Below are 22,827 nucleotides of genomic sequence, written 5' to 3'. Positions count from 1 at the left end.
CTCGTAGGTCTGAGGTTCCCCGCGGAACACCGCTGTCCTTGACTGAGGTCGGCAGGTCCGAACGGGACCAGTACCTCACGTACCTCACGGGGGACACATGTACCGCAGGAAGAACATCGTCGCGGCCGGTCTGGCCACCGCCCTCTCGGCCCTGGCCCTCACCCTCGGCGGCCCGGCCGCCCCCGCCCGGGCCGCGGCGTCCGGTGACGTCGCGACCATGGCGGGCACGGTCGACTGTGACGGCTGGGTCCACAACAACAACCCGGACCACGGCATCGCGGGCTGCAAGAACAACACCGACCGCACCGTCACCTTCCGCGCCGAGGTCGTCTGCGGCAGGGCCTTCGACGTCTCCGGCCAGTGGGTGACGCTGGCCCCCGGTCAGTACGACGAGTCGTCGGGTGTCTGCCCCGTCTACAGCACGGGCGTCGGCGGCGTCGGCTGGACCATCGAGTAGGGAGGGCTACAGGCCCGCCTCCCGGTCCGGGTCGGGGTTGAACTCCGCGTGGTAGCTCTCCGGCGGCGCCAGATAGCTGACGGGCAGCCCGCCGGTGTCGATGACGATCTGGTCCACGGCGATGCCCGGGTCGACCATGAAGATCCGCAGAACATGCTCACCCGGCTCGTCCACCGTCACCCGGGCGGTCAGCTTCTCGACGCCGTCCTCGACGTTGCGGGCCCAGGCGTCGCCCCGGTTGCCGGTGGCGACGGACTGGCCCGCGAGGACGGTGGCGGGCTGCTCGTCGAGCGCGACGGCCAGCCGGCGGTGCCCGCGCTCGTCGAGGGACGGCAGCCGGAAGACGGTGACCGGGAAGGTGCCGACGCCGTCGAAGCGCACCCGGTACCTCAACTCCGGTGCCCTGGTGGCGAAGTCGGCGGTGACGGGGGCCGCCGTCGACGGCACCGCCTCCAGGGCGCCCGTACGGCGGCCCAGTCCGCGCACCTCACGCCAGTGGGCCCCGCCGCGGGCCACCCGGCGCTCGGTGTGCACGGCGTCGATCGAGACGTAACCGTGGGCCGCCACGAATCCGCGCGCCCGGCGGCGGGCCCGCGCACCGTCGTTGACCACCCGCAACGGCACCTCGATCCGCTGCCCGGCCGCACTGACGGCGACCGTGGCGTCCTCGTACGTCCCCTCGGGCATCCGCGCCCAGTCGATCTCCACCCATACCCGCGTCTGGTCGGTGACAGAGCCTCCCGCCGAGCTCAGCAGCACCCATGGGTGGCTGGCCTCCGCCGACCAGCCGAGCGGCAGGAAGCCGGTGTTGAAGACGTCGAGGAAGCGTCTGTCCCGGGTGTAGGAGGAGAAGGACAGCGGGCGGTCCGCCCCGGTCGCGTTCCCCTCGGCCGCCACGCCGAGACCGGAGGTCTCCTGCCGGGCGATCCGGGTGACGGCCGGGCGGCCCGGCGCCTTCGGGATCTGGGAGGGGTACGGGTTGACGATCCCGTCCCATTTCCCGCCCGCGACCTCGGTGTTGTACCGCCTGGTGAGCGCCGCCTCCTCGGCGTGGGCGGCCTCGGCCAGGTCGGCGAAGCGGTTGGTGCCGGCCCCGCGTCCCTGCCGGACGGCGAGCGCGTTGCGGTCGGCCCAGTAGTACTTCAGGTTCATCAGGTACGCGCCGTGCACCGGGTATTCGACCAGTTCGAAGAAGGCGTCCCGGTACGGAGCGGGCACCTTGGCCCCCACCGCCCGCACCCGCGCGAGGAGCCGCTCGTACGCGGCCATGCGGCGGCCCGCCTCGTCGCCGTGGTGGATCACGGAGAACACCCCGGGGTCGATGAACTCCGGGCGCCGCTCCGCCGCGAGCCGGTAGTACTCGCTGCGGATGGCGGCGATCTCCCGCCCGTACCGCCGGCCGAACTGCCGCCCCGACCACTCGGCCAGGAAGTCGCCCACGTCGTCGGCGCCCCACCGGTCCACGTCCCACGCCATGTCCAGGGCGAAGGACAGCCCGGTCTCGATCGACTTGACGTCACCGACGTTGAAGATCCACATCCGGTCGACGCCGTGCTCGTACACCCGCCGCAACTCCTGCCAGACCTTGGCGAGTTGGGTGGTGTCCAGCCACAGATAGCTCTTCGGACGGCCCCAGTAGGACAGGTGGTAGTAGATGCCGTTGCCGCCGGCCCGGCCCCGCTCGGCGTCGTTCGGCAGCTGGCGCATGTTGCCGTGGTTGTCGTCCGGCCAGATCAGCGTGACGTCCTCGGGGACCTGGACGCCCGCGTTGTACAGCTCCAGGACCTCCTTGTACGGGATGAAGATCTGCGGCTCGGCCGCCGCACCGACCTCCTCGGCCAGGATGCGGCGCTGGTCCGCGATGATGTCGTTCATCACCACGACCTTCTCCGGGACGGTGGTGGCGTACTTCGTCTCCAGCGCGCTGTCGTGCAGCCCGCGCATCCCGATGGTCCAGCTGCTCTCGTACGACGCGTTCTGTTTCGCCCGGGCTCTCCAGTAGTCGGAGATGACGGCCGGGTTCACCGTGTAGTCGTACACGGGCAGGGTGCCGTCGGTGCCGGGGTGCTCCTTGGCCCACGGCTCCCACTCGTGCACCCCGTTGCGCAGCAGGGCCTCGGGGTGGCTGGAGCCGACGACGATGCCGTAGCGGTCGGCCAGTTCGGGGTTCTCGCGGTGCTTGTTGAAGAAGTCGGAGTACGGATGCATGGCCGGCCAGAGGTAGTTGGCCTTGAGGCGGAGCAGCAGCTCGAAGACGCGCTTGTACGTCTCTGGGCCGATGTTCTTGTCCGGCTCCTGGGTGCGGTGCGACCAAGTGGTGAGGTTCTGCTCGTCGTTGATGAAGACGCCCCGGTACCGCACCGACGGCTCGTACCGCTTGAGCGGGCCCGCGGGCACCGTCACCGAGTCACGGCGGGGCACGGGGACGTCGGCCCACCAGTACCAGGGGGAGACCCCGATGCGCTCCGAGGTGTCGTAGATGCCGTAGACCGTGCCGCGCCGGTCGCTGCCGGCGATCACCAGGGCCCGCTCGACCCCGGGCAGCGGACGCTCCACGACCTGCGTCACGGACGCCTCCCAGCGCCCTCTGACCCGCGAGACGTCCAGGCGTCCCTGGGCGACGAGCCGGTCGACGACCGGACTGGCGCCCAGTGTGCCGACGAGGACCAGTCCCGCCGCCGCTGTCTCCGGCAGCGTGTGCCGCAGCACCGGCCGGACGCCGCTGACCCGCTCGACGTCCGCCTGGAGATCACCGGCCGCGCGGATCACGGCGGGGTCGTCCGCCGCGTCGACGTACAACTCGACGGCGGTGCCGCCCCGGACCAGCGGGAAGTCGGGCCGGTCCGAGGCGGCCCGCGCGACCGGGGGGAGGACGGCGGGCAGCAGCGGGGCGGCTCCGGCGGCGGCCATTCCGCGCAGGAACGACTTGCGGGTCCACGGCCGGGACGGGAGGGGGACGGGGCGGGGGGTGTCGTGGTGCGGCACGTGACGCTTCCTTTCCGCGCATGACTGAAGTGCATGACCTACGGGGTGGGGCGACGGGACGACCTGAGCGTGGCGTGCGGGCAGGCGTTGGCATGGGCAGGCTAGAAAGCGCTTGCCATCGGGCACCTTAGGCCAGGCCCGGCCGAGAAGGCCAGACCTCTGCGACGGGTCGGGCAGGCGAGCCCCGTGGTGTGTCCGATACCGGTGGGCGGGGTACGCGGCGACGGACGGAAGGGGAAGCCCATGCAGTTCCGTGACCGCGAGGAGGCCGGGCGGGAGCTGGCGGAGCAGCTGCGCATCCGGCGGGACAAGGGCATCCTTCCGCATCCCGTCGTCCTCGCGCTGCCCCGGGGCGGCGTCGCGGTGGCCCGGGAGATCGCCCGGGCCTTGGAGGCCCCGCTCGACGTGCTCGTCGTACGCAAGATCGGGGCCCCGTTCCACGAGGAGTTCGGGGTGGGCGCGCTCGCGGGCGACGACCCTCCGCTCTTCGACGAACAGACGCTGTACCGGCTGGGGTTGAGCGAGGCCGACCTGGCGGCGGTGGTGGAGCGGGAGCGCAAGGAGCTGCGGCGGCGCGAGGAACGCTATCGGCAGGGCCGGCCGCCCCCGAGCCTGCGCGACCGTACGGCCGTCGTCGTCGATGACGGCGTCGCCACCGGCTCGACGGCACGCGTCGCCCTGCGCGCCGTACGCGGCCGGGAACCCGAACGGCTGGTCCTGGCCGTGCCGGTCTGCGCACCGGAGGCGGCCGAGGAACTGCGCCGGGAGGTCGACGACTTCGTCTGCCTGTACCAGCCGCGGCTGTTCAGCTCGGTCGGTGAGTGGTACGAGGACTTCGGCCAGCTGACCGACGCCGATGTGCTGGAGGCGTTGCGCGGCGAGTGAGGCCCGCCCGGGAGCGGCGGGTCACGGAGCGGCTCGTGCGGCGGGCTGCGTCAGGGTCAGCACGCCGTCCGCCGCGACGGTGAGGCGGGCGCCGTGGGTGATGCGGTCGAGGGTCCTGTGCAGCCAGGCACGGTCCTCGGGCGGGGCGGGCTCCAGACGCATGCGGCGGGCGAGGAGGGGCACCATGCGCAGTTCGGTGAGTTCGCCGGTGTCGGCCGCCAGCGTCACGAAGTAGGCGATGCGGAGGTCGTCGCGGTACTGCTCGTATCCGGGGATGCCCTCGTAGTCGTCGATGAAGTCGCCGCAGCCGTGCAGGATCAGCCGGCCGCGGTGGACCTCGACGGGGCGGGGGTGGTGCGAGGAGTGGCCGTGGACGACGTCGGCGCCGCCGTCCACCAGGGCGTGCGCGAAGCGGCGTTGGTCCCGGGGGACGAGATAGCCCCAGTTGGAGCCCCAGTGCACGGACACGACCACGAGGTCGCCGGTCCGCTTCACCTGCCGTATGCGCCGGACCGCGGCGGCGGCCGTGGCGGGCGTCAGTTCGGGCACGTAGGCGACGCCGGAGCCGTCCGCCGTCGCCGCCCAGCCCGCGGGAACACCGCTGGTGCCGGCGCCGAGGGCGAAGACGAGCACGCGACCGCCATGCGGAAGCGGGAGCGCCACGGGCGCGTACGCCTCCTCGGCGCTCCGCCCCGCGCCCGCCGTCCGCAGACCCGCCCCGTGCAGCACGTCCAGCGTCTCCTCCAGACCGGCGCGGCCGAAGTCCCGCACATGGTTGTTGGCGAGGACGCAGACATCGGGCCGGGCCACCTCGAGGGCGGGCAGATTGGCCGGATCCATGCGGTAGTGGACCGCCTTGCCGGGCTCGAACGCCGCACTGCGCGTGACGGACGTCTCCAGGTTGACGATCCGGACGTCCGGGGCGTTCGACTCCAGCAGCGACAGCGCCTCGCCCCACGGCCAGGACGGGTCGACGGGGGCCGGGATCGGGCCGCTCACCGACTCGGCCATGCTCACGTAGGAACGCGCGTCCGTGACGTACCCCTCCCGCAGCACCGGGTCGCCGGGCCGGGCCAGGATCTGGTCGACGCCGCGTCCGAGCATCACGTCACCGCAGACGAACAGCGTGACCGTGCCGCCGCTCATCTCTCCACGGTACGGGGTGTCACGGGCTGTGCGCGTGGACGGCACCGCGATACGGCCCGCCCCGCGCGGGTACCCCGCACCTGCGATGCCGGGTGCCGGAGCGAGCCGGCCGAGGTGCGGGAGGCCGTCATGGAACTGGTCGAGGAAGCTCCACACCGTTTCCGTATCGACCGGCACGGCCCGATGCGGGTGCCGGGCGTGGTCTTCGCGTCGCGGAAGCTCCTGCGGGACGCCGAGAAGTCGCTGGAGCAGGTGGTCAACGTGGCCACGCTGCCGGGCATCGTCGGCGCCTCGTACGCCATGCCCGACATCCACTGGGGCTACGGCTTCCCCATCGGCGGCGTCGCCGCGACCGACGTGGCCGACGGCGGGGTCGTCTCGCCCGGCGGGGTCGGCTTCGACATCTCCTGCGGCGTACGGCTGCTCACCGCCGACACCGACCGGCAGGGGCTGGGGTCGGCGCTGCCCGCGGTGATGGACGGTCTGGACCGGGCGATCCCGCGCGGCGCCGGCCCCGGCGGGGTGTGGCACCTGACCGGCCCCGGCCAGCTGGAGCGGATCCTGCGGGGCGGCTCCCGGTACGCGGTCGGGGAGGGCCACGGCGAGGAGCGCGACCTGACCCGCTGCGAGGACGGCGGGGCGGTCGCCGACGCCGACGTGGACCAGGTGAGCGCCCGGGCGCGAGAGCGCGGGCTCGGGCAGGTCGGGAGCCTCGGGTCGGCCAACCACTTCCTGGAGGTGCAGCGCGTCGACGAGGTGTACGACGAGACGGCCGCCGCCGCGTTCGGGCTCGCCGTCGGCCAGGTGTGCGTGATGATCCACTGCGGCTCCCGCGGGCTCGGCCACCAGATCTGCACCGATCACGTCCGGCTGATGGACCGCGCGATGACCCGCTACGGCATCAGGGTCCCCGACCGCCAACTGGCCTGCACGCCGGTCGACTCACCCGAGGGACAGCGGTACCTCGGCGCGATGGCGGCCGCGGCCAACTACGGCCGCGCCAACCGCCAGTTGCTGTCCGACGCGGCCCGCGGCGTCTTCCGCCGCGCCGCCGGCATCCGGCTGTCCCTGGTGTACGACGTCTCCCACAACCTCGCCAAGATCGAGCCGCACCCGGTGGCCGGAGCCCGCCGGACTCTCTGCGTCCACCGCAAGGGCGCGACCCGTGCCTTCCCGCCCGGCCATCCGGAGCTGCCCGACGATCTGCGCCAGGTCGGCCAGCCGGTGCTGATCCCCGGGACGATGGGCACCGCCTCGTACGTCCTGGTCGGGGTCGCGGGCGGGGACGCGTTCCACTCCACCTGCCACGGCGCGGGCCGCGTCCTCAGCCGCCACCGGGCCGCCCGCGCGATGGGCGGCAGGGAAGTGCGGGCCCGGCTGGAGTCGGCGGGCATCGCGGTACGCCCGCGTTCGCTGCGCGGTCTGTCCGAGGAGATGCCCGAGGCGTACAAGGACGTGAGCGAGGTGGTGGCCGCCAGCGAGGGCGCGGGACTGTGCCGGACGGTGGCTCGGCTGGTGCCGTTGGGGGTGGTCAAGGGCTGAGAGGTGAGAGCTGAGAGGCGGGAGGGGTGGGCGGGGGCCCGGGCTGGCCGCACCCCCCTTTCGCCTCTCACACGTCCACGGTCACCGCGCACGACCACCCGTACGGATCCGGCCCGATGTGCAGCCCGTGCCAGGACACGCCCTTCGGCGTGGCGCCGGTGACCTCCACGTCCTCCAACTCGGCGAGCGCGAGCCGGACGTCGAGGTCGCCGTCCGTGGTGTCGGCCTCCAGGTCCACGGGCACCCGGCCGTCCACGTCCAGGCGGAACACGACCTCGTCGAGCAGCGCGGTCAGCAGGTCCTCGTCGCTGTTCTCGGCGAGCCGTACCCGCTCCATCGAGGTGGGCCGCACCGCCGTGACGTCGGCGAAGCACTCCACCATGCCCAGCGCGGCCTCCACCAGGCAGCGCTCCCGGCTCACGCCCCACGCCTCGATCCGCAAGTCGGCCGTGTGCGGCACCGCCCGGTGGCCGCTTCCGCCGCGCCGCCGGGTCTGGATGTCGTCGTCCGTGTCACCGACCATCGGCACCACCTGATCCGCTCACGCCGTTCGGACGCCTGCCGCGCCTCTCCAGCAGGGTGCAACACGGCCACGGGTACCCGCGACCGGGCACGCGTACCGCCGGGTCCGGACGAGCCGCCGTAGGTCGACAGCCGTCGGTCGACAACGGCCCGGTGAATCCACCGGCGCAGACCCATTGACCTCGACCATCCATGAACATAATCTCCGTCCTCATATGTAGACGACGTCTTCATGTGAGGACCCCGTTCAGCGGGGTGAACATCGCGGCCGCGTTCAAAGGAGAACTGACCTATGCCGCTCGTGGTGGTCGGGATCAGTGTTCTGGTCCTGCTCGTCCTGATGACCAGGCTCAAACTGAACGGCTTCGCGGCCCTGCTGCTGGTGGCGGTGGGCGTCGGCCTGGTTCAGGGGATCGGCCTGGAGAAGATCCCGGACATACTCGCCGAGGGCATCGGCGACCAGATCGGCGACACCATGCTCACCATCGGGCTCGGCGCCATGGTCGGCCGGGTGATGGGGGACTCCGGCGCCGCCCAGCGGATAGCCGGCCGGCTTCTCGAAGTGTGCGGTCCGCGCTGGGTGCAGGTGGCCATGGTGCTGACGGCCATGCTCATCGGCGTGACGATGTTCTACGAGGTGGCCTTCGTCATCATCGTGCCGATCGCCTTCACCCTCGTCCGGGTCACCCGGGCGAACCTGCTGTGGGTGGGGCTGCCCATGTCGATCGCCCTGTCCACCATGCACAGCTTCCTGCCGCCGCACCCCGGCCCCACCGCGGTGGCCGCCACCTTCCACGCGTCGGTCGGACTCACCCTGTTCTACGGCCTGTTCATCGCCGTGCCGGTCGGCGCGTTCATCGCCCTGCTGTGGCCGCGCCTCCCCTTCGTCCGGGCGATGAACCCGTCGATCCCCAAGGGCCTGGTGAGCGAGCGGGTCTTCGAGGACGACGAGATGCCCGGCCTGGGCTGGTCGCTGTCCGTTGCCCTGCTGCCCGTGGTGCTGATCGCCGGCGCCGCGGTGACGGATCTGGCCGCCTCCGGCGACACCGGCCTGCTGCACTTCATCACCTTCATCGGCTCCGCGCCGATCGCCCTGCTGCTCACCCTGCTCGTGGCGATCTGGGCGTTCGGCCCGCGCATCGGCCGCAGCCTGGGTGAGGTCAGCGCCTCGTGCAAGGAGGCCGCCCAGGCGATGGCGATGATCCTGCTCGTCATCGGCGCGGGCGGTGCCTTCAAGAACGTCCTCGTCGAGGGCGGCATATCCGACTACATCAAGGACGTCACCGACGGCTGGTCGATCTCCCCGATCGTCCTGGCCTGGCTGATCGCGGCCATCCTGCGCGTCGCCCTCGGCTCCGCGACCGTCGCCGTCGTCACCGCCTCCGGCGTGGCACTGCCCCTGCTCGCGGGCAGCGGCGCTCACCCCGAGGTGATGGTGCTCGCCGTCTCCTGCGGCTCGATCGCCTTCTCCCACGTCAACGACCCGGGCTTCTGGATGTTCAAGGAGTACTTCAACCTGTCGGTCCTGGACGCCATCAAGGCCCGTACGACCTACACGACGGTCCTCGCGATCCTGGGCCTGGGCGGTGTACTCGTCCTGGAACAGGTCCTGGACGCCCTCAGCATCTGACCACCCGTCAACCCCGCGACCCTCCACCACCCCTCGACCCCCACCGTCTCCCTACGAGAAACGGCACCCGCCAGCCATGAGCCAGCCCGTCGTCACCCGCTTCTCCGTCTATCCGGTCGCCGGACGCGACTCGATGCTCCTCAACCTCTCCGGCGCCCACGCCCCGTACTTCACCCGCAACGTCGTCGTCCTGGAGGACTCCGAGGGCCGTACCGGCCTGGGCGAGGTGCCCGGCGGGGAGAAGATCACCCAGACCCTGCGCGACGCCGAACCCCTCGTCGTCGGCGCCCGCGTCGGCGACTACAAGCGCATCCTGCGCACGATCGAGGCGACCTTCGCCGACCGCGACTCGGGCGGCCGCGGCGCCCAGACCTTCGACCTGCGGACTACGGTGCACGCGGTCACCGCCGTCGAGTCGGCGCTCCTCGACCTGCTCGGCCAGCACCTCGAAGTCCCGGTCGCCGCCCTGCTCGGCGACGGTCAACAGCGCGACGCCGTGCGGGTGCTCGGCTACCTCTTCTACGTCGGCGACCCCGACCGCACCGACCTGGACTACGTCCGCGACCCCGACTCGGCCGTCGAGTGGTACCGCATCCGGCACCAGGAGGCACTGACCCCCGAGGCGATCGTCCGACAGGCCGAGGCCACCTACGACCACTACGGCTTCCGCGACTTCAAGCTCAAGGGCGGAGTCCTGCCGGGCGCGGAGGAGGTCAGGGCCGTACAGGCGCTCAAGGACCGCTTCCCCGAGGCGCGCATCACCCTCGACCCCAACGGCGCCTGGTCGCTGCGCGAGGCCGTGGAGCTGTGCCGCCCCCTCGTCGGGACCCTCGCCTACGCCGAGGACCCCTGCGGGGCGGAGGGCGGCTACTCGGGCCGGGAGATCCTCGCGGAGTTCCGCCGGGCCACCGGGCTGCCCACGGCGACCAACATGATCGCCACCGACTGGCGTCAGCTGACCCACGCCCTGGCCCTCCAGTCGGTGTCCATCCCGCTCGCCGACCCGCACTTCTGGACCATGCAGGGCTCGGTGCGCGTAGCCCAGCTGTGCAACGCGATGGGGCTGACCTGGGGCTGCCACTCCAACAACCACTTCGACATCTCCCTGGCGATGATGGCCCACTGCGGAGCGGCCGCCCCCGGTGAGTACAACGCCCTGGACACCCACTGGATCTGGCAGGAGGGACTGGAGCGACTCACCGTCGAGCCGCCGAAGATCACCGGCGGCGAGGTCGCCGTACCGGACGCGCCCGGCCTGGGCGTCCGCCTGGACACGGACCGGCTCCTCGCCGCGCACGAGCTGTACCGGGAGAAGGCGCTGTCGGGCCGGGACGACGCCCGCGGCATGCGGTACCTGATCGACGGCTGGACCTTCGACCCGAAGCGGCCCTGTCTCGTGCGCTGAGCCGGCCCCCCCCGGGGCCACTCGCGGACCGGCGTCAGAGGGCGAAGACGCGGCGGGCGTTGCCGTGCAGGAACAGCTCCCGCGTCTCCTCGTCCAGGTCCAGGGAGTCCAGGTGCTCCAGGGCCCGAGCGGGCGTGATCATGGGGTAGTTGGAGCCGAACAGGACCTTGTGGCGCCCCCGGCCACGCAGATACTCCACCAGTTCCGGCGGATAGCGGCGGACGGTGTAGGCGCTGGTGTCGATGACGACGTTGGCGTGCTTGTCGGCGACGGCGATCATCTCCGTCGTCCACGGGTAGCCGATGTGCCCGCACACGATCGTCAGCTCGGGGAAGTCCAGCGCGACCTGGTCGACGTACGGGATGGGGCGCCCCGTCTCCGACGGCCGCAGCGGCCCGGTGTGCCCGACCTGGGTGCAGAACGGCACACCGAGGTCCACACAGGCCGCGTACAGCGGGTAGTACAGCCGGTCCGTGGGCGGCAGACCCCACAGCCAGGGGACGAGGCGCAGCGCCACGAAGCCCAACTCCTCGACTGCGCGCCGCAGTTCGCGTACGGCCGTCATGGGCCGGGCGAGATCGGCGCCCGCCACTCCGCGCAGCCGCCCGCCGGCCTGCTCGACGAACGAGGCCACCTCGTCGTTGTCGATCAGCGAGCCCCGCGGCCCGTACCAGGCGGCCGCGAGGCCGACCTCCACGTCCGCGGCCTCCAGCGCCGCCACCGTCACCTCGACGGGCAGCGGCTCGTCGCGCCGCTCCATGCCGCCGGTCCACCGGCGTAGCGACTCGAACATCTCGTGGTTGGCGTGGCGCGGTGTCGGGTGCTGCATCCAGGCGTCGATGACGGGCATGGTCTGCGCCTCTCTGCGCGGTCGCCATCCTCACTTCAGTAGTGAAGTGAGGATGGCGCCGAGCCTTCCCGTCTGTCAACATCGGCCCATGTCCGAGCCCGATCAGCGTCTGTTCTTCCTGCTCCAGCGGGCGGCGCACCAGCTGCGCACCGCCGCCGACCGGCGCATGCTGGCCGCCGCGGGGATCACCACGGCCCAGCTGGGCGCCCTGTTCGCGGTGCGCGACGAGCCCGGCATCACCCAGCAGCGGCTGGCCCGCACCCTGGGGCTGCGCGAGTCGGCGGTCACCGGGCTGATCGGTAGGCTCACGGCGGCCGGACTGGTCACCAAGCGGGCGCATCCACGGGAACACCGGGCCGTGGTGCTGGAGTTGACCGGCGACGGGGCTGCCGCGCTCGATGCCGCGCGGCCGGAGGTCGACCGGTTCAACGCCGAGGCGCGGGCGCTGCTCGGGGAGGACGGGTTCACGCGGACGGCGGAGGCGATGCGGGCACTGGCCTACTGGGAGCGGTGACGCGGGCCTTCGCTGTCGCCGGGCTGCCGGGCCCGAGCCGCGCCACTATCGTGAGGCCATGTACTCGACGCGGGTCTCCTGGCATGTGAACGCCCCACGCGCGGCCGTCTACCGGGCTCTGCTGGACGGGGACGCCGTCGAGAAGTGGCGGGTGCCGGACGGGATGACCGGGCATGTGCACGAGTTCGAGGGCCGGGAGGGCGGGGCGTTCCGGGTCTCGCTCACCTACGACGTGCCGACCGGCACCGGGAAGTCGGACGCGCACACCGACACCTACCACGGTCACTTCGTGAAGCTCGTGCCGGACGAACTGGTCGTCGAGGAGGTCGAGTTCGAGACCGACGACCCCGCCCTGCGCTCCACGATGACCATGACCACGACTCTCACCGAATCCGACGGTGGCACGGACGTGCTGGTCGTGCACGAGGGGATCCCCGACATCGTGCCCGCCGCGGACAACGAGACGGGCACGCGTATGGCGCTGGCCAACCTCGCCCGGCTCGTCGAGGCCGCGGCACGGTGATCTCGTCGGAACAGTGACCGGCGACAGCGGGGGCGAGCCGACTGAGACCGACAGCGGGCCGGACGGCACGCATTACGTGATCTTTGCCTGGGGTTCGCCGCGCGTATGAAAGCGCTCGCTTCCATGCGTAGGTATGGACACCGAACTGCTGTCAGGGCTGCGCGTCGACTACACCGACCAGGACGACCCCGTACTGATCCGGCCGGACGGCAGCCCCGTGGACACCTGGCGGGAGAACTACCCGTACGAGCAGCGCATGGAGCGCCCGGAGTACGAGTGGCACAAGCGGCTCCAGCAGATCGAGCTGCTGAAGCTGCAGAGCTGGATCAAGGAGACCGGCCGCCGGCTCGTCGTCGTCTTCGAGGGGCGGGACGCGGCCGGCAAGGGCGGCACGATCAAGCGGTTCACCGAGCACCTCAACCCGCGCGGCGCCCGGGTGGTGGCGCTGGAGAAGCCGACCGAGCGCGAGCGCGGGCAGTGGTACTTCCAGCGGTACGTCGAGCATCTGCCGACCGCCGGCGAGATCGTGCTGTTCGACCGGTCCTGGTACAACCGGGCCGGCGTGGAGCGCGTGATGGGCTTCTGCACCGACGACGAGTACCGGCGCTTCATGCGGCAGGCCCCGGCCTTCGAGCGGATGCTGGTGGACGACGGCGTCGACCTGGTCAAGTTCTGGTTCTCGGTGTCCCGGGGCGAGCAGCGCACCCGGTTCACGATCCGTCAGGTCGACCCCGTACGGCAGTGGAAGCTCAGCCCCATGGACCTGGCGTCGCTGGACCGCTGGGAGGACTACACCGCCGCCAAGGTCGCCATGTTCCGCGAGACGGACACCGAGCACGCGCCCTGGACGGTGGTGAAGAGCAACGACAAGAAGCGGGCCCGCGTCGAGGCGATGCGCAGCGTGCTGGCCCGCTTCGACTACTCCGACAAGGACGAGGAGGTCGTCGGCGCCCCCGATCCCCGGATCATCGGCGCGGCCGCGGGCCTGCTGGAGGCGGGGGAGGACGACTCCGAACTCGGGCGCTGACCGCCGCCCGTTCCCGCCCCGTCCTCGTGCCGACCGCGCGCCCGCACCTGCGCTAACCGCGGGGCAGCACCGTCACGCGACGGAAGTTGCACTCGTCCCCTGCCGTGCGCCCGGCGGGGGAGGGGCGGTTCTGATGGGCCTTGAGCGCGGCGCTGACCAGGCTCATCAGCAGATCGACGTCGGTGTCGCAGTCGAGATGCACGGTCACCCAGTCCGAGCCCGGGACCAGCCGGATCGCGGTCGACTCCTGGAGATCGTCGTGGAACCGCCCGATGGCCGCCGAAGTCAGGTGCAGGTCCACGTCCCGGTCGGAGTGGAAGTGCACGATCTCGCTGTGGACGGAGCGCAGTGCCCGCCCTGCGCCGCAACTGGCCGGGCCCGAGCTGAGGTCGGGCCAGACTTCCAGTTGTTCCAAGGCGCGCTGGGCCAGTGTCATGTCCCCATAGTCACCCGATCATCGCTTCGCAACCAGAGGTTGAGCGATTCGTAACCGTGGCGTGAGGTACCTCTCGGCCAACGCGGCCTAGTCGGGCGGGGTCGGGGTGTCGTGCGTGCGGTACATCGCCTGTACGTCCAGCTCCAGCTGGACCGTCGGCCCGACCACCGCGATACCGCGCGCCAGCATGCTCCGCCAGTTCAGGGTGAAGTCCTCCCGGTGCAGCTCCGCCTTGGCCAGCGCCGCGCACCGCAGCTCCTCGCCGTAGCCGCCGTTGACCGAACCCAGGTAGGTGGTGTCCAGTTCCACCGAACGGCTGACACCGTGCATGGTGAGCGAGCCGTGCAGCGTCCACTTGGCGCCGCCCCGGTAGGCGAAACGGGTGCTGGCGAAGTCGATGTACGGATAGCGCTCGACGTTCAGGAAGTCGGCCGAACGCAGATGGTTGTCCCTGGTGTTGTTGCCCGTGGTGATGCTGGCCGCGTCGATGCGCACCGACACCCGCGACTCGGCCATGTCGTGTGCCACCTGGATACCGCCGGTGAACCGCTCGAAGCGGCCGTGGACATGGGCCATGCCGACGTGCTTGGCGATGAACCGGATCGCCGTATGCGGGGGGTCGAACAACCAGGTGCCGGGCGTCGGCAGTTCCAGCTGCCGGGCGGACGTCAGCTGGACCCGCACGGCATGCTGTGGCGGACCGGCGACGACCTCCAGCGGCTCCCGGTGCGGTGTCAGGCCCTCGGCCGTGATCATGAGGCTGTAGCGGCCCGGCGGCAGCGCGGCGAAGAAGAGGCCGTACGGGTCCGTCGTACCGGACGCCACGACCTGGTGCGAGTCCAGCGCGGTCACCGTCACGTCGGCGCCGCGCATCGGCAGCCCCACCGGATCCACGACCTCGCGGCCCACGAGACCCGCCCCGGCCGGCACGGGTGACAACGGGAGACCCGGCGTCCCTCGGGGGCGACGCCTCCTGAGCAGACCGAGGGGCATGCTGATCACCTTTCTTTGAGGCAGGGGGATGGGGTGGGGGGAACGTCAGCGGGCGGCCGAAGTCGGCGGTACGCCCGCGTAGGCCGCCCGCAGCACGGCGAGCACGCCGTCGGCGGTCACCGGGCGGGGGTTGGCGTAGGCCGCCTGGCCCGCGGTCTGTGCGGCGGCTGTCGCCAAGTCGGCTTCGGTCAGGCCCAGTTCGGCGAGGGAGCGGGGCGCGCCGAGGCGTCCGGCGAGTTCCCACAGGGCGGTCGGCGCATCGGCCGCGTCGAGGGCGCGGGCCACGGCGTCCGTCGCCTCCGGGGCGGCGGGAGCGTTGTAGGCCAGGGCGTACGGCAGCACCACCGTGTGCGTCTCGGCGTGCGGCAGTCCGAAGCTGCCGCCCAGGACATGGCACAGCTTGTGGTGCAGGCCCATGGTCGTGGCACCCAGACAGGACCCGCACAGCCAGGCCCCGTACAGCGCGCGGCCGCGGGCCTCCGGGGAGGTCGGCTCCGCGGCCACTTCCGGAAGCGCCCGCGCCATCGCCCGAATGCCCTCCTCGGCCATCAGTGCCACCAGCGGCGAGGTGTCGGGGGCGTAGAGGGCCTCGACGGCGTGCGCGACGGCGTTGACGCCGCTGGTCACGGAGAGCGGTACGGGCAGGGACCGGGTGAGCTCGGGGTCGTAGACCACGCTGCGGGGCAGCACCTTCGGGTCGCGGCCGGTGCGCTTGACCCCGTGTTCGGTCAGGCCCCAGACCGGCGTCATCTCCGAGCCGGAGTAGGTGGAGGGCACGGCGATCAGCGGCAGACCGGTGCGCAGGGCGATCGCCTTGCCCAGCCCGATCGACGAGCCGCCGCCGACCGCCACGCATCCGTCGGCGGCGGCCGCGCGACCCGCCTGGACGGCCACGTCGGCGACCTCGACGGGGACATGCATCCGGGCCCGGTCGTGCACCCCGGCGCAGGCCGGGCCGAGCGCCTCGGCGACCGCCCGCGCGGTGTCCGCGCCCCGCTCCCCGCACACCACCAGCACCCGCCGCAGCCCGAGCCGTTCGACCTCACCCGGCGTCGCCGACACCGCGGCACCGGGCCGGAAGACGACCCGCACGGGCGGGGCCTCGTAGGAGAAGTCGAGGGCGTCCTTCACGACCGCTCCAGCACGAGGTCGAAGCGGGCCTGCCGGAAGGGGTTCGGCACGCCGAACTCCCGCGCCGCCGACGGGTCGTCGACCGCGGCGAAGTCGGTCACGAGGCCGGGCTTGACCGCGAACACCGCGTCCGAGTCCAGGTACTCACTGCCCTCGACGAAGATGTGCGTGGTCACCGGGGTGTGCCCCGCGGCCGAGGCGATGAAGTGGATGTGCGCGGGCCGGTAGGGATGCCGGCCCGTGGCCCGCAGCAGCCCGCCGACCGGCCCGTCCGTCGGGATCGGATACGGGCTCGGCACACACGTACGGAACCAGAACCGTCCCTCGTCGTCCGCGGTGAACAGGCCGCGCCCGTTGCCCGGCGGCTGTACGTCAGGCTGCTGCACGTCGTAGAAGCCGTTCCCGTCGGCCTGCCACACGTCGACGACCGCACCGGGCAGCGGACCGCCGTCCCGGGACAGCACCCGTCCGCTCACCACACACGGCTCGCCGCCGCCCACCAGGTCGATGTCCGCGCCGAGCCCGCGCACCGGCGACTCGGTCATGTGGAAGGGGCCGAGGACCGTCGACTCGGTGGCGCCGGGGCCCTGCCGTTCGTTGATGGTCTCCACGAGCATCGACAGCCCGAGCACGTCCGAGAGCAGGATGAACTCCTGCCGGGTGTCCGTGCAGGCCTGCCCGGTCGCCGTCAGGAAGCCGATCGCCCGCTCCCACTCCTCCTGTGTCAGCCGCGTCTCGCGCGCGAAGGCGTGCAGATGCCGGACCAGCCCCGTCAGCAGCTCCCGCAGCCGAGGATCGTCCGTGCCCCGCAGACTGGCGACCACCTCGTCCGTGACCGTCGTGTCGTCGCCACCCATGCCGGCTCCTTCCTGGGCCCTCATGTCAACCGTGCCCGAGAATCCGCCGCAGCGCCCGCGTGAGCAACCGTTCGGCGTCCTCGTCCCCGGCCGCGTCGGCGTGCCGGAACGCCACGTACCCGTCGGGGCGTACGAGGAGGGCGCCCGCGTCGGAGATCCCGCTCAGGCCGGCCCAGTCGCCGTACGGGTCCTCGTACTCCTGGCCCGGTCCGACGACCACCGTGGCGACGTCGAGGGGCTGGGCCGCGGCGGCCCGCCCCCACGCCTCGCCGCCGATGCCGGTGAGCAGGGTGAAGCGGCCCTTGCCGACGGTGTCGAGGGTGGACAGGGTCCGGGTCCCGGAGGTGATCCAGGCGTGCGGGAGCTTGGCACCGGGGCGGGAGGTGGGCTGGTGGTGCAGCTCGGGGTCGCGGGCGGTGCCGGGGTCGGGCGTGCCGTCGGGGACGACCGCGGCGGAGGTGTAGCGCTGGTTGAGGTCGACGCCGTGCGCGTTGAACTCGTACACCTTGAAGGCGATCGCCTCGCGCAACGCCGCCCGCTGCTTGGAGGCCGCCTCGGTGGCGTCCTTGCGGGCGGCGATGTTGGCCCACAGCTGCTCGGGTGTCTGCGGCGAGAGCCCGTCGAGCGCCTCGAAGATCGGGGCGGTCTCGGCGATGGACTGGTTGGCGCGGGTCACGATCTGCTTGCCGACCGGCGCGCGCTCCACGCTGTAGGTGTCCAGAAGGCCGGGCGAGGCGACGCCGTCGAGGACGAGCTTCAGCTTCCAGGCCAGGTTGTAGGAGTCCTGGACGGAGGTGTTGGAGCCGAGCCCGTTGGACGGCGGGTGGCGGTGCACGGCGTCACCGGCGCAGAACACCCGGCCGTTGGCGTACGTCTCCGCGTACATCTCGTTGACGGTCCACGCCGAGGACGACTTGACGGTCACCGGTATCTCGTCGTCGCCGACCAGCTGCCGTACGACGGAGAGCGCGTACTCCTCGGTGAGGTCGGGGGCGCCGGCGCTCACGTCGTAGCCCCAGACGATCAGCCACTCGTTCCAGGGGCGCACGCAGCGCACCAGGCCCGCGCCGATGCCGCCGACCGTGGCGCCGGGCGCCAGCACCCAGTAGAGGGTGGAGGGGCGGTGCGCGGTGTACTTGCTCAGATCCGCGTCGAAGACGATGTTGACGCTGCCCGCGACGCCCATCTGACCGCCCATCGGCAGCCCCGCGTCCTCGGCGACCTGGGAGCGGCCGCCGTCGGCGCCGATCAGGTATTTGGCCCGGATCGTGTACTCGTCGCCGCGCAGCCGGTCCTCGACGGTGACCGTGACACCGGCCTCGTCCTGGACGAAGGACTTGTAGACCGTGCTGAAGCGGAGGTCGGTACCGCGGGCGATCGCCGCGTTCACCAGCACCGGTTCCATCAGGTGCTGCGGCATGTCGCACATGCGGGTCGGGCTGGCCAGTTCGTGCGCGGCCTGCACCAGCGGGTCGTTGCCCCAGGACCGCACCCGGCCGAGCTCCTCGCCGGCCAGGCTGGTGCAGAAGGTCGTGTTGCCCATCAGGTGCTGCGGCGTGGCCTTGGCGATCACTTCGTCCTCGACGCCGAGATCGCGCAGCACCTCCATGGTCCGCTGGTTGGTGATGTGCGCGCGGGGCGTGTCGGCGAGGCTCGCGTACCGGGTGACGACCATGTTGCGCACGCCGTAGGTGCTCAGGGCGAGCGCGGCCGACGCGCCCGCCGGGCCGCTGCCCACGATCAGTACGTCGGTCTCGACAACGGTGTGCACGACGGAACGCTCCAGGAGATGAGACAGAAGATGGGACAGCAGAGCAGGAGAGCAGGAGAGGCGGCGGACGAGGCAGGAGACATGACAGGGAGACGGGTGCGGACTCCGGCCCTTTCAAGATCATGGAGCGCTGCGGCCGGTCGTGGGTGTCTCAATACGAGACAGTCCGCCGTCGCTCCCGGCGTGCCGCCCCCGCTACGGTGAACAGCGCCATGACCACGACCGAGCATCCTCCCGCCCTCGCCCCGCTCCGCCATGCTCGCGAACGGTTTCTGACGGGGCGCCCGCTCCCGGACGGCGTTCCGGAGGACGTCGTCGCGGCCTGGCGACGCGCCCGGTTCTTCGGCGTACGGCCCGATCTCGACGGCTCGGTGAGGGAGTCGGCCCACCCGGTCGACTCGCCCCTGCTGGAGGCTGCGCGTCCGGCCCTCACCCGTATCGCCCCGGCCGTCGACGCCGGACGACGGTCGGCCCTCGTGCTCACCGACGAGCGGCTGCGGGTGCTGTGGTCGGCCGGCAGCGCGCCCGGCGACGACACGTGCCGTGACCTGTCCGAGCGGGAGGTCGGTCACAACAGCGCAGCGCTCGCCCTGCGCACCCGGCGCCGGGCGGAGGTGCACGGCCCCGAGCACTTCCTCGACGTATGGCAGGACGTCTCCGCGGTCAGCGTGCCGCTGCTCGCCCCGGAAACGGAAGAGGTCCTCGGCACGGTGACGATCGCCTCCGGCCTGTGCCCCGGCTGCCGCCCACACCCCGGCGCCGCCCTCGCCGAGGCGGCCGCCACGGCGGTGGAAGCGGAACTGCGGGCACGCGCGCGTACCGCGGAACGGGCCCTGCTCGACGCCTATGAGCGGGCCGCGCGGGGCCGCGAGCGGGCCGTCGTCGCACTGGACGGCCGAAACCGCCTGGTCAGCGAGGCGGCGACACGCCTCGCCTCGCCGCAGGTGCTGGAGGCGCTGGAGGGGGGCGCACGGGCGTGGGGGAGCGGGTGCGCGAGCGGGAGCGGGAGCGGGAGCGGTGAGGCGTACGACATCTCGCTTCCCGAGGACGCCGGGTGCACCGTCGAGATCAGTCCGGTACGGCATGAGGGGCGCGCCGTGGGTCTGGTCGCCGTGCTCGAACCGCGGCCCGTGGAGCCGGTTTCGGCGTCGGTGCCGGCGCTGCCGCGTGCGGCGGGCGCGCTGGTGGGCGGCTCGGTGCCGTGGCGGCACGCGGTCGCGCGGGCGGCGGCGCTGGCCCGGAACACGGGGCCCCTGCTCATCGTGGGCGAGCGGGGAACGGGCAAGACCGCGCTCGCCCTCGAACTGCTCGACGGCACGGCCCCGTTGGTCGTGGACGCCGCCGAATCACCCGAACTCGGCCTCCGGGACGACGAGCGCGGCGAGATGGGGGTCCCCCCGGCCCAAGGCTGGGAAGGGGCCGGTGACCGCCCCTTGGTGCTGCGCCACGCCGAACGACTGGCCCAGCCGGACGTCGCCGCCCTCAACTCCCTCCTGGCCGAGCGCCCGGGAGTGCGCCTGGTCGTCACCTATACCCCCGCAACCCCGCCGGGCCCCTGCCTGCAGCGCCTCCTCGACACCCTCGCCGCCCGCTCGGTGACCCTGCCCGCGCTACGGGAACGCCCCGAGGACATCAGGGAGTTGCTCCCCGCCCTCGCGCCCAGGCCGGTCCCCGGCAGCCCGCCGCTGACCTGGACGCTGGACGCCCTGCGGGCGCTGGAGCGGCATCCCTGGCCCGGGAACGTCACCGAACTCGCGCACCTCGTACGGGCGGTGGCGAGTCAGCGACGGGTCTGCGGGCCGGTGCGCCGGAGCGAACTGCCGGACCCCGTCCGTGAGGGACCCGCGGGACGGAACCTCAGCCCGATGGAGCTCGCCGAGCGGGCGGCCATCCTGGAGGCGCTGCGCCGCCACGGCGGCAACAAGGCGCGCGCCGCGGCGGCGTTGGGGATCGCCCGGGCCACCCTCTACCGAAAGCTGCGGGAGTATCAGGGGCGGGACGCGCTGATCTCCCCGAAGCCGTGATCTTCCCGCCGGCCTGATCTCCCCGAAGCGCTGATCTCCCGCTGCCCTGTGGGCCCCGGCCTCAGCGCGCCCCGGTCCAGTTGTGCGCCACGTCGATCACGACCCGGTCGGTCGCCACCCACACCCGGAACGGCAGCCGTGCCCGGACGCCGAGCCCGATCTGCGTGTCCCCTTCGAAGCTGCCGACGAACCGTGCGTCCCGGAACGTGCGGTATCCCGTGAGGTTCACGCCCTTCAGGCGCTCACCGGCCCGCACGGGATACGTGGGCTGCCCCGTGTCGGGGTCGTAGGCGGGGGCGGCCACCCGTACCTCGAGGACGGCTCCGCCGCCGACGGGGACGTGGTGGCCCGAACCGTCCTGGTAGAGGCGGCTGACGTACCTGACGGTATAGCCGAGGCCGCTGGTGCCCGCGCCGGGAACGTCGACGACCATGCGGTCGAAGCAGGCGTGCCTGCCGGTCCTGACATCGGTCAGCGACTCCGTCGTGGCGGCGGAGCGGGTCTTGGCCACGCTGCCCCAGCCGGTCGGGCAGGCCGTGGTCTGCGCGGTGGTCGACGTGGTGGTGGTCGTGGTGGCATCGGCCGGGACCGCCGCCACGCCCAACGTGGCGACCATGAGCGCGGTGGTCGTCGCCCATGCGGTTTTGTTTCGTCCCATTTCATCCCCTAGAAGGGTGTGTGTCTGATATTAGGCAAGACATTCGGGTCGGCGGAATGGTTGCACCGTTCCGGAGTTCTTCGGTCCGGGCTGTACAACGATCGGCGGCCCGCTCGGGAACCCGCACCGGGCGCGGGGCGTTCCACGAAGGACGGCTGCTGCTGACGGGGGCCGCACGCGTACCAGGGGGGCGACGTGACGCGGTTGATCGTCATGGGCGGTGGGATCGCCGGGACCGGAGCGGCTCTCGCGCTGCACAAAGCCGGTTTCGACGTCACCGTGTACGAGGCGCACCCCGACTCCGCCGAGGACATCGGAGCGTTCCTGACGCTCGCGAGCAACGGCATGCGCGCCCTGACACAGATGGACGCCTCGGAGGCGGTCACGTCGATCGGCTTCCCGCTGACCTCGATGCGAGTCCTGGACGACACGGGGGCCGAGCTGGCCCAGGTGCCGCTCGGCGAGGCGGGTACCCCGCACCTGCGGTACCAATGCCTGCGGCGCGGCGAGCTCAACACCGCCCTCCAGGCCGAGGTCGCGCGCCGGGCCATCGGCATCTGCCACGGCGCGCGCCTCGCGTCGGTCGAGGACGGCCCGGACGCCGTCACCGCCCACTTCGCCGACGGCACCACGGCGACCGGTGACCTGCTCATCGGCGCCGACGGCCTGAACTCCACGGTCCGCCGGCTCATCTCCCCCGACGCACGGCCGGGTTATGCCGGGCAGTACGTCTTCTACGGCTATACCGGCGACGCGCCCGCAGCCGGCCGCCCCGAGACCATCACCATGGTGCGCGGCAGCTCCGTCGCCTTCGGGTACGCGGTGTCACCGGAGGGGGAGACGTACTGGTTCGCGCGCGTCACCGACGCACCCTTGGCCGCCGACGCCATCGCCGAGGGCACCCCCGCCCGCTGGCGTGACCTGCTGCTGCCGTTGCTGCGCAAGGACTCCACCCCGGCCGCGGACCTCGTCGCGGCCACCCCCGACCGCCTCATGGTCACCAACGCCACCGAACTGCCCACCGGGACGCCCTGGCGCTCCGGCCGGACCCTGATCATCGGCGACGCGGCCCACGCGGCGTCCCCGGCCACCGGGCAGGGCGCCTCGATGGCACTGGAGGATGCCGTCGTCCTCGCCAAGTCCCTGCGGGACGCGCCGGACACGGAGGCCGCGCTCACCCTCTACGAGCGGCTTCGCCGCCCTCGCGTGGAACACAACATCACCGTCAGCGGCAACATCTCCCGAGGCACCCACACTCCCTCGGGCCCTGGCCCCGGCCCCGGCCCGGCTCCCCGAGGCGCGAGCGCGGAACGGCCGGGCGACGACGCACTCATACGACAGCTGGACTGGGGCACCGACCTCTGGCGCACCGCGTCGTGAGCGCACCGAGTCGTGAGCGGACGGCGTCCCAAGGGGACCGCACCGGAGGTGGCTCGCACCGTAATTCGATGCAGCGGCCAACCGGCGCAAC

The 22,827-nt window shown here is 72.2% G+C and carries 20 protein-coding genes; 10 read left to right on the top strand and 10 right to left on the bottom strand.

Annotation, left to right across the window (positions count from 1 at the left end):
• Positions 1-97 precede the first annotated feature (97 nt).
• The gene (locus ADK36_RS20985) at positions 98-457 is read left to right on the top strand and encodes a hypothetical protein (protein WP_048579188.1); all 360 of its coding nucleotides are present in this window, start codon (positions 98-100) and stop codon (positions 455-457) included.
• Positions 458-463: 6 nt separating this feature from the next.
• Here the strand turns inward: ADK36_RS20985 and ADK36_RS20980 are convergent, their stop codons facing one another.
• Positions 464-3,367: a glycosyl hydrolase 115 family protein gene (locus ADK36_RS20980; RefSeq protein WP_107086896.1), complete on the bottom strand. Its 2,904-nt coding sequence runs from the start codon at positions 3,365-3,367 to the stop codon at positions 464-466.
• A 318-nt stretch (positions 3,368-3,685) separates the two neighbouring features.
• Here ADK36_RS20980 and ADK36_RS20975 point away from each other — a divergent pair, with 318 nt between their 5' ends.
• On the top strand, positions 3,686-4,327 hold the full coding sequence (locus ADK36_RS20975) for a phosphoribosyltransferase (RefSeq protein WP_048579186.1): 642 nt from the start codon (positions 3,686-3,688) through the stop codon (positions 4,325-4,327).
• Between the two features lie 21 nt (positions 4,328-4,348).
• On the opposite strand, the gene ADK36_RS20970 is transcribed toward ADK36_RS20975, so the two are convergent.
• Positions 4,349-5,473, bottom strand: coding sequence for a CapA family protein (locus ADK36_RS20970; RefSeq protein WP_048579261.1), 1,125 nt, complete (start codon positions 5,471-5,473; stop codon positions 4,349-4,351).
• Between the two features lie 129 nt (positions 5,474-5,602).
• Between ADK36_RS20970 and ADK36_RS20965 the strand changes: the two genes are divergently transcribed.
• A complete protein-coding gene (locus tag ADK36_RS20965) occupies positions 5,603-7,015 on the top strand; it encodes an RtcB family protein (RefSeq protein WP_048579185.1) in 1,413 nt (470 codons plus the stop codon).
• Positions 7,016-7,082: 67 nt separating this feature from the next.
• Here ADK36_RS20965 and ADK36_RS20960 read toward each other — a convergent pair whose 3' ends face one another.
• Positions 7,083-7,538 carry an archease gene (locus ADK36_RS20960; RefSeq protein ID WP_048579184.1) on the bottom strand — a complete coding sequence of 152 codons (456 nt, stop codon included), beginning with the start codon at positions 7,536-7,538 and terminating at the stop codon, positions 7,083-7,085.
• Between the two features lie 291 nt (positions 7,539-7,829).
• Here ADK36_RS20960 and ADK36_RS20955 point away from each other — a divergent pair, with 291 nt between their 5' ends.
• Complete coding sequence (locus ADK36_RS20955) at positions 7,830-9,167, top strand: gluconate:H+ symporter (RefSeq protein ID WP_048579183.1); 1,338 nt, start codon at positions 7,830-7,832, stop codon at positions 9,165-9,167.
• Positions 9,168-9,243: 76 nt separating this feature from the next.
• Positions 9,244-10,572: an enolase C-terminal domain-like protein gene (locus tag ADK36_RS20950; RefSeq protein ID WP_053198580.1), complete on the top strand. Its 1,329-nt coding sequence runs from the start codon at positions 9,244-9,246 to the stop codon at positions 10,570-10,572.
• Between the two features lie 34 nt (positions 10,573-10,606).
• On the opposite strand, the gene ADK36_RS20945 is transcribed toward ADK36_RS20950, so the two are convergent.
• Positions 10,607-11,422, bottom strand: a complete 816-nt coding sequence (locus ADK36_RS20945) for an amidohydrolase family protein (protein WP_048579181.1) — start codon at positions 11,420-11,422, stop codon at positions 10,607-10,609.
• Between the two features lie 88 nt (positions 11,423-11,510).
• Between ADK36_RS20945 and ADK36_RS20940 the strand changes: the two genes are divergently transcribed.
• The 3 genes from ADK36_RS20940 (at position 11,511) to ppk2 (ending at position 13,486) form a co-directional block, all read left to right on the top strand.
• A complete protein-coding gene (locus ADK36_RS20940) occupies positions 11,511-11,936 on the top strand; it encodes a MarR family winged helix-turn-helix transcriptional regulator (RefSeq protein ID WP_048579180.1) in 426 nt (141 codons plus the stop codon).
• A 58-nt stretch (positions 11,937-11,994) separates the two neighbouring features.
• Complete coding sequence (locus ADK36_RS20935) at positions 11,995-12,459, top strand: SRPBCC domain-containing protein (protein ID WP_048579179.1); 465 nt, start codon at positions 11,995-11,997, stop codon at positions 12,457-12,459.
• A 133-nt stretch (positions 12,460-12,592) separates the two neighbouring features.
• The gene (gene ppk2, locus ADK36_RS20930) at positions 12,593-13,486 is read left to right on the top strand and encodes a polyphosphate kinase 2 (protein ID WP_048579178.1); all 894 of its coding nucleotides are present in this window, start codon (positions 12,593-12,595) and stop codon (positions 13,484-13,486) included.
• A gap of 52 nt (positions 13,487-13,538) precedes the next feature.
• Here the strand turns inward: ppk2 and ADK36_RS20925 are convergent, their stop codons facing one another.
• The 5 genes from ADK36_RS20925 to ADK36_RS20905 all read right to left on the bottom strand — a co-directional run bounded on the left by ADK36_RS20925 (position 13,539) and on the right by ADK36_RS20905 (position 18,674).
• Complete coding sequence (locus tag ADK36_RS20925) at positions 13,539-13,922, bottom strand: luciferase family protein (protein WP_048579177.1); 384 nt, start codon at positions 13,920-13,922, stop codon at positions 13,539-13,541.
• Positions 13,923-14,009: 87 nt separating this feature from the next.
• Positions 14,010-14,915 carry a YceI family protein gene (locus tag ADK36_RS20920; RefSeq protein ID WP_048579176.1) on the bottom strand — a complete coding sequence of 302 codons (906 nt, stop codon included), beginning with the start codon at positions 14,913-14,915 and terminating at the stop codon, positions 14,010-14,012.
• A gap of 45 nt (positions 14,916-14,960) precedes the next feature.
• Entirely contained in the window at positions 14,961-16,046 is a 1,086-nt protein-coding gene (locus ADK36_RS20915; RefSeq protein WP_048579175.1) for a maleylacetate reductase, read from the bottom strand.
• On the bottom strand, positions 16,043-16,903 hold the full coding sequence (locus ADK36_RS20910) for an intradiol ring-cleavage dioxygenase (RefSeq protein ID WP_048579174.1): 861 nt from the start codon (positions 16,901-16,903) through the stop codon (positions 16,043-16,045). The genes ADK36_RS20915 and ADK36_RS20910 overlap by 4 nt, the downstream gene beginning before the upstream one ends.
• Before the next feature lie 25 nt (positions 16,904-16,928).
• Positions 16,929-18,674 carry an FAD-dependent oxidoreductase gene (locus ADK36_RS20905; protein WP_053198578.1) on the bottom strand — a complete coding sequence of 582 codons (1,746 nt, stop codon included), beginning with the start codon at positions 18,672-18,674 and terminating at the stop codon, positions 16,929-16,931.
• A gap of 212 nt (positions 18,675-18,886) precedes the next feature.
• Here ADK36_RS20905 and ADK36_RS20900 point away from each other — a divergent pair, with 212 nt between their 5' ends.
• A complete protein-coding gene (locus ADK36_RS20900; RefSeq protein WP_053198576.1) occupies positions 18,887-20,698 on the top strand; it encodes a helix-turn-helix domain-containing protein in 1,812 nt (603 codons plus the stop codon).
• 61 nt (positions 20,699-20,759) lie between these two features.
• On the opposite strand, the gene ADK36_RS20895 is transcribed toward ADK36_RS20900, so the two are convergent.
• Positions 20,760-21,356 carry an AMIN-like domain-containing (lipo)protein gene (locus ADK36_RS20895; protein ID WP_053198574.1) on the bottom strand — a complete coding sequence of 199 codons (597 nt, stop codon included), beginning with the start codon at positions 21,354-21,356 and terminating at the stop codon, positions 20,760-20,762.
• A 213-nt stretch (positions 21,357-21,569) separates the two neighbouring features.
• Between ADK36_RS20895 and ADK36_RS20890 the strand changes: the two genes are divergently transcribed.
• Positions 21,570-22,736 carry an FAD-dependent oxidoreductase gene (locus ADK36_RS20890; RefSeq protein ID WP_053198614.1) on the top strand — a complete coding sequence of 389 codons (1,167 nt, stop codon included), beginning with the start codon at positions 21,570-21,572 and terminating at the stop codon, positions 22,734-22,736.
• The last annotated feature ends 91 nt before the right edge of the window (positions 22,737-22,827 follow it).

It is taken from the genome of Streptomyces viridochromogenes (assembly GCF_001270495.1).
GTDB classification, from domain to species: Bacteria; Actinomycetota; Actinomycetes; order Streptomycetales; family Streptomycetaceae; genus Streptomyces; species Streptomyces viridochromogenes_A.
This window is presented reverse-complemented; position numbering and strand designations above follow the sequence as displayed.